General features: G+C 43.9%; 14 protein-coding genes and 1 pseudogene. 3 read left to right on the forward strand and 12 right to left on the reverse strand.

Annotated elements, in window-relative coordinates; translation table 11 throughout:
- The 5 genes and pseudogenes from CCU_RS06865 to CCU_RS14280 form a co-directional block, all read right to left on the reverse strand.
- Positions 1–372 (reverse strand): annotated as a pseudogene (locus tag CCU_RS06865) (ABC transporter permease); the annotation flags it as partial.
- A 7-nt stretch (positions 373–379) separates the two neighbouring features.
- On the reverse strand, positions 380–1,081 hold the full coding sequence (locus tag CCU_RS06870) for an ABC transporter ATP-binding protein (RefSeq protein ID WP_015534070.1): 702 nt from the start codon (positions 1,079–1,081) through the stop codon (positions 380–382).
- 1 nt (position 1,082) lies between these two features.
- The gene (locus CCU_RS06875) at positions 1,083–1,847 is read right to left on the reverse strand and encodes a hypothetical protein (RefSeq protein ID WP_015534071.1); all 765 of its coding nucleotides are present in this window, start codon (positions 1,845–1,847) and stop codon (positions 1,083–1,085) included.
- A gap of 34 nt (positions 1,848–1,881) precedes the next feature.
- Entirely contained in the window at positions 1,882–2,415 is a 534-nt protein-coding gene (locus CCU_RS06880) for a hypothetical protein (RefSeq protein ID WP_208896067.1), read from the reverse strand.
- 235 nt (positions 2,416–2,650) lie between these two features.
- Positions 2,651–2,776 (reverse strand): hypothetical protein, encoded by a 126-nt coding sequence (locus tag CCU_RS14280; protein ID WP_015534073.1) that lies wholly within the window; start codon positions 2,774–2,776, stop codon positions 2,651–2,653.
- 840 nt (positions 2,777–3,616) lie between these two features.
- Here CCU_RS14280 and CCU_RS06890 point away from each other — a divergent pair.
- A complete protein-coding gene (locus CCU_RS06890) occupies positions 3,617–3,898 on the forward strand; it encodes a sodium ion-translocating decarboxylase subunit beta (protein ID WP_055145690.1) in 282 nt (93 codons plus the stop codon).
- Positions 3,899–3,964: 66 nt separating this feature from the next.
- Here CCU_RS06890 and CCU_RS14925 read toward each other — a convergent pair whose 3' ends face one another.
- The 5 genes from CCU_RS14925 to CCU_RS06910 all read right to left on the reverse strand — a co-directional run bounded on the left by CCU_RS14925 (position 3,965) and on the right by CCU_RS06910 (position 5,383).
- Positions 3,965–4,150 carry a type II toxin-antitoxin system RelE/ParE family toxin gene (locus CCU_RS14925; RefSeq protein ID WP_442852314.1) on the reverse strand — a complete coding sequence of 62 codons (186 nt, stop codon included), beginning with the start codon at positions 4,148–4,150 and terminating at the stop codon, positions 3,965–3,967.
- Positions 4,151–4,168: 18 nt separating this feature from the next.
- Entirely contained in the window at positions 4,169–4,294 is a 126-nt protein-coding gene (locus tag CCU_RS14930; protein ID WP_015534075.1) for a hypothetical protein, read from the reverse strand.
- Positions 4,291–4,599 (reverse strand): type II toxin-antitoxin system RelB/DinJ family antitoxin, encoded by a 309-nt coding sequence (locus CCU_RS06900; protein ID WP_015534076.1) that lies wholly within the window; start codon positions 4,597–4,599, stop codon positions 4,291–4,293. Before CCU_RS06900 ends, CCU_RS14930 begins: the two co-directional genes overlap by 4 nt.
- Positions 4,600–4,785: 186 nt before the next feature.
- Positions 4,786–5,100, reverse strand: coding sequence for a type II toxin-antitoxin system RelE/ParE family toxin (locus CCU_RS06905; RefSeq protein WP_015534077.1), 315 nt, complete (start codon positions 5,098–5,100; stop codon positions 4,786–4,788).
- Entirely contained in the window at positions 5,090–5,383 is a 294-nt protein-coding gene (locus CCU_RS06910) for a type II toxin-antitoxin system RelB/DinJ family antitoxin (RefSeq protein WP_015534078.1), read from the reverse strand. The genes CCU_RS06905 and CCU_RS06910 overlap by 11 nt, the downstream gene beginning before the upstream one ends.
- A gap of 292 nt (positions 5,384–5,675) precedes the next feature.
- Here CCU_RS06910 and CCU_RS06915 point away from each other — a divergent pair, with 292 nt between their 5' ends.
- Both CCU_RS06915 and CCU_RS06920 read left to right on the forward strand, forming a co-directional pair.
- Positions 5,676–6,272 carry an N-acetyltransferase gene (locus tag CCU_RS06915; RefSeq protein WP_015534079.1) on the forward strand — a complete coding sequence of 199 codons (597 nt, stop codon included), beginning with the start codon at positions 5,676–5,678 and terminating at the stop codon, positions 6,270–6,272.
- A 345-nt stretch (positions 6,273–6,617) separates the two neighbouring features.
- Positions 6,618–8,144, forward strand: coding sequence for a CoA-transferase (locus tag CCU_RS06920; RefSeq protein WP_015534080.1), 1,527 nt, complete (start codon positions 6,618–6,620; stop codon positions 8,142–8,144).
- 123 nt (positions 8,145–8,267) lie between these two features.
- Here CCU_RS06920 and CCU_RS06925 read toward each other — a convergent pair whose 3' ends face one another.
- Both CCU_RS06925 and CCU_RS06930 read right to left on the reverse strand, forming a co-directional pair.
- On the reverse strand, positions 8,268–9,068 hold the full coding sequence (locus CCU_RS06925; protein ID WP_243440869.1) for a metallophosphoesterase: 801 nt from the start codon (positions 9,066–9,068) through the stop codon (positions 8,268–8,270).
- Between the two features lie 93 nt (positions 9,069–9,161).
- Positions 9,162–10,499 (reverse strand): acetyl-CoA hydrolase/transferase family protein, encoded by a 1,338-nt coding sequence (locus tag CCU_RS06930; protein ID WP_015534081.1) that lies wholly within the window; start codon positions 10,497–10,499, stop codon positions 9,162–9,164.
- Positions 10,500–10,848 lie beyond the last annotated feature (349 nt).

Consider the following 10,848-nt stretch of genomic DNA (forward strand, 5'->3'; position numbering starts at 1 on the left):
CATGCGTCCGTCCACAAGACTCAGTTTATTGATGTTTTCCGGAACTGACATAGTCTTCAACACCCTGTCATTTTCACCCTGGTTCTTGTATAGGACGTCCAGACTATAACCGCCCTCAGCGTACAGCACATCCTTCTCCCCGGCAAATGAATCCACGTCATCATCCGTATATCCAAGAGTTGACAGAAGATGCAGATCATAGAAATTTCCCTTGTCAAGGAAATTCGATATGGTATTCATCATGTCCGGCTTCGTCATCTTGAGACCCGAGAAGAATCCCACGCCCAGGGCTATGATCGCCATGATGGCTGCAAATCTTCCAAATGTATTTTTTATCTCACGAAATGTCGTGCGTCTCATCATTGATTTCATAGGCCACCTACCATTCCAGATCTTCAACGTTCCTGATGTTATCATTCATAACCACTTTCTCCACAGTTCCGCTCTTAACCGTGATGACTCTGTCCGCCATGGCTGTGAGTGCCTGGTTGTGCGTTATGACTATAACTGTCGTTCCCGTATTTCTGCATGTATCCTGAAGGAGCTTCAACACAGCCTTGCCTGTGTTGTAATCCAGAGCTCCGGTCGGCTCATCACAGAGCAGAAGCTTTGGATTCTTTGCAAGCGCCCTTGCTATGGCAACTCTCTGCTGCTCACCACCTGAGAGCTGTGCCGGGAAGTTCGCCATACGATCCTCAAGTCCCACCTGCTTCAGAACCGTTGCAGCATCCAGCGGTTCCTTACAGATCTGTGCCGCCAGCTCCACGTTCTCAAGTGCTGTAAGGTTCTGTACCAGATTGTAGAACTGGAACACGAATCCCACATCATACCTTCTGTATGCCGTGAGCTGTCTCTTATTCAGAGTTGATATCTCTCTGCCATCCAGCTTCACGCTGCCGCTTGTCAGAGTATCCATACCGCCAAGGATATTCAAGATAGTAGTCTTGCCCGCACCGGAGGCTCCGACTATGACACAGAACTCTCCCTTTTCTATCTCAAAATCCACATCACGGAGAGCATTGATCTCCACCTCTCCTGTCTTGTATACCTTCTTAACATCTTTAAATTCTACGTAGCTCATCTCACACCATCCTTCCACTGTTCTTTCTTACAATCTCATCCAGACTCCACAGCCTTGCCTCGGTCACCCTGTCAAATTTGATCTCTATCCACTCTTCCGTTCCAGGCTTATATATTCCCGCAAAATCATCATTTTGTATTATCTCACAGTCCATCTCCAAAATAAACTTCTCTTCATCATCAGAGAGAACGACAACTGTAAAATCCAGATTTTCTTCCCCCGGCAAAATGTACCGATTTATCAAATGCCCCTCCAGAAGTCCGGGATCGTCAACAAACAAAACTATATGCCTATATCCGCCTACATTCTCGCTATTCACAAAATAATCCAGAGTACCATTTCTTTTCTGAAGCTCATTTGCCAGCATGTCTAACAAGCCCTTCACATCAGCTTCTCCTGCGGCAAAAGAGATTTCTCCATTCTTACGGTCCGCCAGATAAAGCTCATCATATCCTACCCATTCACCATCACCCGGATCACAGGCAAATGCTAGCTGAATCCTGTCATTTGTCTCATTTATCTCAAGCTGGCCTATGATATTTCTCGCTATATCAAATGCACTCTTTTTATTTCCATCACTTACTATTCCTATAACCCCGGTACGGCTGAGATCCAGCACCACCGGCAAGTCGTGGATAACTGCCGTTTTTATCTTCACCTCATTTGCAACGTCTGTGAGCTGTACCTCTCTCTCCCGCTTTCCGCCAGCCTCCTGAACCACCACATGATCAGATATATCCACACTGCCAAGCCCCAGTCTGACCATAAGATGATTGCAGGCCCTCGATCTATTCAGACATTCAGCCTGCGCCTCCGAAAAAAAAGATTTGGACTACAGGATTGAATCTATCTCTCATATTATCCAAAATTTCCGTCTTATCGATCTCGATCAATCTGCACAAATGCTTTGCATAATTATTTCTCCTGATAGATTCAAGCTCCCCACGTTTCTCTTTCCCCGGTCTTGTCGAAAAATCCGCTATAGTACCCGGGATTACCCGCATCACTCCGAGGCCAATACACATAAGTATGAGCATAATGAAACCATACAGGTCTATGCCGGCGAATCCTATTGGATGCCAGCGCCCTCTATAGTAATACCCTTTCATGTCAGGATTCCTGCCCTTACCATTTACTGCCATAACTATCACAATCACAGCGATCACTGCCACAATGAGAATTTCCACCAGAAGTATCTTCATATTAAGCTTGTTCTGATTTTGGGGCGTAGAGGCCTTAGGCAGTACAAGCTTGTCCGGCGGCAAAAGCTTCTCATCCAGCTTACCCGTTTTTCTGACCTTATCTGTTGTTTCCGTTCCTTCCGCATTCTCCATATTTTTCATATTCCCCATGTGTCCCAAATCTATTATCCCATCAACACTCAATATATTTTAGTTCGAAAATATATCAGTCTGTCAAGTCCGAAAATATATCCCATAAATATTTGTTATATATATTATACATCAGTAACCCCATATTCAGAAATTAAATTTATATATTGCTGTTCCCACGACAAAAAAGTCCCCCATACCTGCCTGATGCAGATACAGGGGACCTTTGTCTCATATACTATTTATGCTTTTTTGACTTTGGTGTAGCCGGTTCTTCAGCTGCTGCAGCGTTATGATTTGCTGTCGCATATACCTTCTGAACTACTTTCTTTTTCTTCAATGGATGCTTTGGGTTCTTATCCATTTTGAACACTTCCTTTCTGTTTTCCTAAAATGTTATATAACAGAAATCTGCAGTGCATATGCCGAACGGTCATCTGCACCACCGGTTGTGCTATCCTTTTCTTATCTTTGACTATGTTATAGTCCTCTATGCTAGCAATGTCAAGAGGTGAGTGCTAATTATTTTGTGAAGATTTTGTGAAGATTAGGTACTCGCATATTAACCGGGAAAGCGTACTGCCCCTCGGCAAAGATATGGTTCAGATACCCCCAATTCCCCCGCGGTTCATTGACACCATTTTCTCAATTGGATATATTGTGGGTGTTATTAGCAAAAAGGAGCTGACAGCCATGCCGAGTCATCCCTTGAAAGCGGGGACATAAAGACCCCCGATGCAAATCGGATCATAGAAGCAAATATAGTATACAATGTAAGGACCGGCGAACAGCTTACCAGGAGAAGACAAAATGCCAAAGGCTTCGAAGAGCTTCTTGACTGTGCCGGTGTCCTGTTCCTTGAAAATAACCAGACAGGAAATCTGATCATCAATCCCCCGCTTTCATCCATCGATGACCTGATGAAATATATGCAGATAGATTTTCTGCAGCCGATATACACACTCACATTCAGCAACGGACTCAGAGGCGGGCACCATACTTACATACCCTATCGCCAAGGCAATGGGCCTCGATGCCGGTTCTTCAGCCGCAGTCTCCATCATCGGCGGTGCGGACGGACCTATGGTTTTATTAGCATCACTCAAGCTGCTCATACCGAAGAGCATAAGAGGCAAAGCCATCGTCAGGGAACAGAGAAAAAGCAAGATCACATCCAAACAAAAGCTGGTTCCTGAATGAACAGGTGCTCAAGCTCCTGATCCTTGGAATGCTCGCGCTGCTCCTCTCAGGTATCGGCGGAATAGTCGGAGGCTACATCGTATACCTCTTCAAACGTGGAAACTTCAACCCTACTGTCGGTATTGCCGGAGTGTCATGCGTACCTTCTACCGCAAAGGTCGCCCAGAAGGCGGCATCCAAGGCTGACCCTTCAGCATTTATTCTCGACTACGCCCTGGGCGCAAATATCTACGGAGTTATAACGACTGCGATACTTACGGGAATTTATATAACGCTTTTGAGTTAAAATTACATGGTTTTATATACACAAAATGCCACAGCAGTTTTATGCTGCTGTAGCATTTGCTTTACCCTATTGCTTTGTGTATAGATTTAACTGATTGTCTGTGTCACGTCCTGCATACATTACTCTAAGAATGGTTACAACCTTTTTATCGCTATCAGGAATATAAAATACCACATAATTATCTACTAGTAATACACGAAGTCCACGGCTTTTCCACGGTTCTTTCTCGTATCTTCGATAACGCTCCGGCATCGTATCCAGACTTAATATCTACTCTTCCAGACGGTCAAGCTGTCCGCTTGCGTTTTGAGAAGATTGTAATTCAAAGGCAATATATTCAAAAATTCCTCTCAGATCATTGTCAGCCTGCTCGGATATCTCTAATTCATATATCATATTCCATAATCCTTACGAATGTCAGTAGAGACCTTTTTAGCATTTTTCGTCCGTCCAGCCTGCATATCAGCATATCCTTTCTCCAATTCTTCATCGAACTCTGCATCTGATAATGTGCTGATGTCAACAGGTCTGTCATATGGTATTTTTACTTCAAATGGAAGTCCTCTCTGTAAGATAATCTGTTTATAAAACATATTTATAGCACTAGAAGCAGGGATACCCAGTGTAGCCAAGATACTTTCTGCTTTTTCTTTGACATCTGGTTCAATCCTTGCATATAAATTTGCAGATTTTGTAGCCATATAAAGCATCTCCTTTCATAAGTAGTGTTTCCATCTATCCTTAATTATAAGCATATGTCCGCACAACAGCAATACTTTATCTCAAATAGAAATACACTATCATACACTTACTCATATAAGAAAAATATGTGGGAAGCGTATTGTATTGCTTCCCACTCTTTAATGTTAATTGCGCTACGGATTGTTCTATATCATTTTTCCCTCAAAATCCTGTAATTCGTGAAATATATTATCTACTATAATACGTTCTCCTTCTATTCGATATAACATAAAATATCTATGTCTTTCAAAATTAATTCTTCTATATCCCAGCTTTCTCAAGCGCAGATTATCACATAGTTTCAAACTTGAAGCAATTTTTTCCAAACTTCTTTTCGTATTCTCAAAGTCCTGAAGAACATTTGCTGCAGCCTGTTTACTATGTTTTTCAAATAAGAGATATTGAATAAAATTATCCAAATCATTCTCTGCATCTTTTGTCAAAACCACCTCATAAGTCATACTTCTTCCTCATATCATCTATCACAACATCAGCATCACGACATTCACCTTTTTCAGCATGTTGTCTTGACTTCGCCAGTTTGTCTATCATCTGTTCCTCTGTCATTGCCACATATGGATCTGTAACAACCCTTTTTATCTCAAATGGAAATCCATTATTTGCAACTGCCTGGGTAAGAAAAATTCTTATAGCTGTCGTAGTATCTGTTCCAAGATCATGAAATAATTTATCTGATTTTGACTTAAGATCATTGTCTACCCTTACCTGTATTGTGCTTGCCATTCTCATACACCTCCTAGTATTAATAATATGCAACTTCACCGCTTCTTTATAAATTATAATACTTAATTTATGCCAATTCAATACAAACGTATTGTTTTAGTAGTGATATTTCATATACAAACACTATGACATCGGCATCCTTCATATCTTCATATATTTCTATCATGTCATCCTGAATGAGATCATTGTTTCATTTTCACTCTATATATGATAATATAATTGCAGTTAGAAATGTCTAACCATATAAATCAAATTAGAAACGACAATATAATTATCGAACGGAGAAAATACAATGAAGATAACAAAATGGGATGCGCAGGCAGCCGAGGATATCGGCCATGCATTTGGACATTATGACTACGGGCAGGAAACAGGTATGGGAGTGTTCTACAGCAGCAAAGAGGCCGTGGCAAATTACATAGCCGGCTACGTCCGTATGGCATTTGAAGGACAAATGCTCTACGCGACTAGCGAACGCGGCGAGGGGTATATCGCCTACACCCTGCCAGGACAAAAAATGAATCTCAAGGCGGGCATGGCTATCCTCAAAGCTCTGTTTCACAACATGAGCCTTAAAGAGATGATCCGCATGGGAAAAGCTCTGTCCAAGGGAGGCAGATCTCTTCAAGATCGAATGAAGAAAGAGAAGAAAGATTTTATATTCGTCGGCATGGTCTGCGTCCGCGAACAATACCAGGGACAGGGATACATGAGAAAAGTTCTTGACATGGCTTTCTCTGAGGGAAACAGGTTGCACGTTCCAGTCATCCTTGAGACGGATGCCAAGTCAAAGTGCGATAAATACATGCATCTCGGCATGGAGCTTGAGGGTGTGCGCGATATGGGCGCTTATGGTAAGATGTACGATCTGATCAAGTATCCTGATTAGAAAACTAAAAATGTCAGCTAGATATGAGTTCCAAACCATTGCTCATATTTATCTGGCATTTTTAATTTTATCTTTTTGACTTAATCTTGCTCTTCTGTGCATAAAATTTTCGCTTATTTGTTATAAACCTCCAAAAAGATACAAACTTGCGATTTTCTGTATCCTTTGCGCATTTTTCGTCAGAAAAAAGAAAGTTTTTTATCTTTTTAGGATAAGTCGAATTTTTCTACCCCAATATCACCATTCCCCTTAATAATCTTCTTGACATCTCATCCTCAAAAGATAAAAATAACAAGTGACTGACTAAAATTCAGCAAAGGATTCTATAGATACGAGGTTAGACAAATGTACCAGATAATGACAGCCGACGAGGCAATGGATCTTATAAATGACGGAGATGTGATCGCACTCAACTCATTTCTCGGCATAGATATTCCAATCGAGCTTCACGAGGCATTATATAAAAGATACCAGAGGACAGGTTCGCCGAAGCACCTCACCGCTATATCAAGCGCGGGCTTTGGCGCGTGGGATGAGAACAAGGCGGCAGAGGGATACATAAGAGACGGCGCAGTTGACAAGATCATCTGTGGACATTTCGGAGCCATGTACAGCACCAAGAAGCTTGTCCTTGAGGACAGATTTGAGGCATACAATCTCCCACTCGGCTGTATCTCACACGCAATTCGTGCACAGGCCGGCGGACTTCCGGGAGCACTCTCCAAGGTCGGTCTCGATATATTTGTCGATCCTAGACTTGAGGGACCGGGAATCAACAACATATCAAAGGATGACTCACTTGTTAAATACGTCGAGCTGGACGGTGAGGAATTCCTCTACTACAAGCTGCCGCTTATCAACGTGGCTATCATCAAGGGAACTGCTGCCGACCGCAAGGGCAACATCTCATTTGAGGATCTGTTTACCGCAGGAGATGCGCTGTCCATCTGTCAGGCCGTAAAGGCAAATGGCGGAAAGGTCATCGTGCAGGTTGACAGACTTGTGGCAAGGCCATCAAGACCTCACAATACCATCATTCCGGGATGTCTGGTTGACGCTATCGTTGAGATACCGCCGGAGCCAAGACACGCATCATACGAATCCCTGACAGGAAGTTTTGAGATTCCATATTCACAGTGGCAGGACTGGGCTGAGATGCTTTCCGGTCGTACCAAGACAAAGAATGTCGTCAATACAAGCGCAGAGATCATTGGAAGAAGGGCTGCTCTGGAATTGAAACCGGACGATATAGTCAACATAGGTGTTGGAATTCCGGAGACTGTATCCAAGTATGCCAGAGAGAACGGTATTCTGGACAAGATAACCCTGACCGTAGAATCCGGAGGTGTAGGCGGATTTCCTGCATCGGGCAAGGTGTTCGGCGCTGTCATTGGCGCGGACTCCATCTATGACATGGCAAACCAGTTTGATCTCTACAACAATGGCGGTCTTGATATCTGTTTCATGGGCGGAATCGAGGTTGACAGGTTCGGGAATGTAAATGCCCACAAGGGCCCTGGCGCATTTGCCGGTGTAGGTGGATTTGCAAATATCACCGCCAAGACCGCAACCGTTGTATTCTGTCTCACATTTGACACGAAGGGGCTTGCCGTGGAGGACAATGACGGCATCGTGACCATCAAAAACGAGGGAAGCATTCCTAAGTTCGTAAACGATGTCAGAAGCATCAGTTTCTCAGGAAAACGTGCGCTGGCAAACAGGCAGAGGGTTATATACGTCACAGAACGATGCGTATTTGAGCTCACTGAAAAGGGACTTAAGCTCATTGAGGTGTACCCGGGAATTGATCTTGAACATGACATTCTGAACAAGCTTCCTTTCAAGGTTGAGGTGGATGAAAGGCTGCGATAGCTAGAAGGCTGAGAAAAATAAATCCTAATATATTAAAAGGTCGTGAGAAGATCCCTACTCAAAATCTTCCCACGATCTTTTATGTACATCATTTTCTTATCTACATTAACTTTCTCACAATAACTAATGCTTCCCCACCAGCTCCACGCATACTATCTCCGGGAAGTTAAACAGCCTCACCGGAATCACACTGTTGCCAAGGCCTCGGCTGACTATCATCTCGGTGCCATTCATATAATATTCACCTGCTGTATATTTGGGAAGAAATCCCTGATCCGGAGCCACTATCCCGCCGACAAGCGGCAGTCTGAACTGTCCGCCGTGGGCATGTCCGGAAAGCACGAGATCAACACCGATGCTGGCATACCTGACAAGGTATTGTGGCTCATGTGCAAGAACGACCGTGAGCTCCTTTTCATCACTAAGCAACGCCTCCAGTGTCCCATCCGCAAGACTTTTATCGTCTAGTCCGACCAGCCTGAACTTCGCATTCCCCCTGGATATCTCCACAACCTGATCATCCAGAATAACCACCCCGGCACCTATAAGCCCATCCATAAGCTCGTCATATTCAGATTTCTCAAGCCAATATTCATGATTGCCTGTGACATAGTATACCGGACATATTTTCACGATCTCATCCACAAATTGGACTGCACGGTCTACATTTGTGTGATTTGAGTCCACAAGATCTCCGGTCAGGACGATCATATCAGGTTCACATTCTCTTATCCTGCCCACCAGTTTCTGGTTATTCTTGCCAAACTTTGCATTGTGCAGATCCGATATCTGGACTATGCGATATCCCTCAAGATCTGCGCCAAGCTGCTCTGCCGCATATGTATAATGTGTGGTTTCAAGGTGTTTGTTCTGAAAATTGCAGAACAATATTATGACAATAACTATGCTCAGAGTAATTGCCAATTTTATATATTTCTGCTTTTTCGTATTTCTACTTTTTTGTTTTTTAGATTTTCCTTTCATTCGCAGCCCCACTTTTATAATGCCATGATCTTCTCATCTCTTATTCGACCTCCGCCAGATCTTCCTCTCCTGGGCCTCCTTTATCAGCATGTCCCGGAAATCAGGATGGGCTATGGATATCAGAGCCTCCGCTCTCTCCCATGTGGATCGTCCTTCAAGGTTTATCACACCGTACTCTGTCGCCAGAAAGTACACCTGACTTCTCGGCGAGGTGATGATATCTCCGTTGAACTGCGGTTTTACCCTGGAATGCTTCACCCCATTCCTGTCGGTGTGTGTGGAACTCATACATATAAACGCCTTGCCGCCACGGGAGCCCGATGCACCGATCAGGAAATCGAGCTGTCCGCCGGTTCCACTGATCTGGCGTGAACCACTGCTCTCCGCCGCAACCTGTCCGTACAGATCCACAGCCACGCAGCTGTTTATGGATACCATATTGTCTATCTGCGATATGACATATGGCCTGTTCACATACTCAAGTGGATATGCGGCGATTCCCGGATTGTCGTCCAGCCACTCATACAGCTCATTTGAACCGATGGCACAGCCAAATACGCCTTTTCCACGATCTATGTTCTTGTATTTATTTGTCAGCTTGCCCGCTTTGTACAGGGCTAGATATGCATCCGAGCAGAGCTCCGTGTGCATGGCAAGATCCTTGAGATCCGACTGAGCCAGCATCTCACCCACCGCATTTGGCATTCCTCCGATACCGAGCTGTAGTGTTGAACCATCCACAATATACGGAATAAGCAGCTCCGCTATCTTCCGGTCAACCTCCCGCGGTGCCTGTGTTTTCACATCTGCAAATGGCTCGTGCTCCCCCTCTACGATCATATCCACATCCGATATGTGAATACACTCGTCATATCCACCGCGTATCTTAGGCATGTGCTCATTCACCTCAACTATCACGATGTCCGCCTTCCTGGCAATAGGGGCAGCCACACCGGTATTCACCGAGAAGTTAAAATAACCATGCTTGTCCATAGGTCCCACCGACACCATGACCACATTTACATGGAGGAAATACTCATAGTAAGCCGCATTATTGTGGAACACCATCGGTATATAATAGCATTTGCCCTCATCGCACAGCTTTCTCTCATACTGCGAACAGTGCCAGCTGTGATACACAAAATGCTCCTGATTGTCATCGCACTCTGCAACCTCTATAGGCCCAGCCATCAGATTACCCCTGATCTTCACATCGTGCAGCTCATCTCTCCGCTTTGCCAATGCCCTGTCAAGTAGTACAGGTTTTCCAAGGGACGATGTGTAATCGACCCAGTCTCCATCCTTGACACACTCCACCGCAGCCTCCGGTGTACGCAGCTTTTCTCTATACATTTGCTGAAAATCGAACATATAAATCCCCCTTTATTAAATAACGTTTCACCGCTTGTCCTCCCTCAACAGCCTCAATCACTATTATCAAATAAATCAAATGCCATTTCAACATTTTTAGAGATATTCTGTGTAAATATCAATGAAAAAGTTTACCAACATTTACAATATTCCAGCCAAAATAGTCATAATATTTTTCCACTTTCACTGGAACAATGCTCATTTACATCTAATTGCAAAACGCAAAAAAGCCCCCCGCATACCTGCACCTTGCAGATACACGGAGGGCTCTACGAATATTAGTCATCTGTTATTAAGTAATTACACATTTCTTACATTATTCGATTGCGATATAATTACTCTTCTCTAC

Origin of the sequence: Coprococcus sp. ART55/1 (assembly GCF_000210595.1) — a bacterium.
GTDB lineage: Bacteria > Bacillota > Clostridia > Lachnospirales > Lachnospiraceae > Coprococcus > Coprococcus aceti.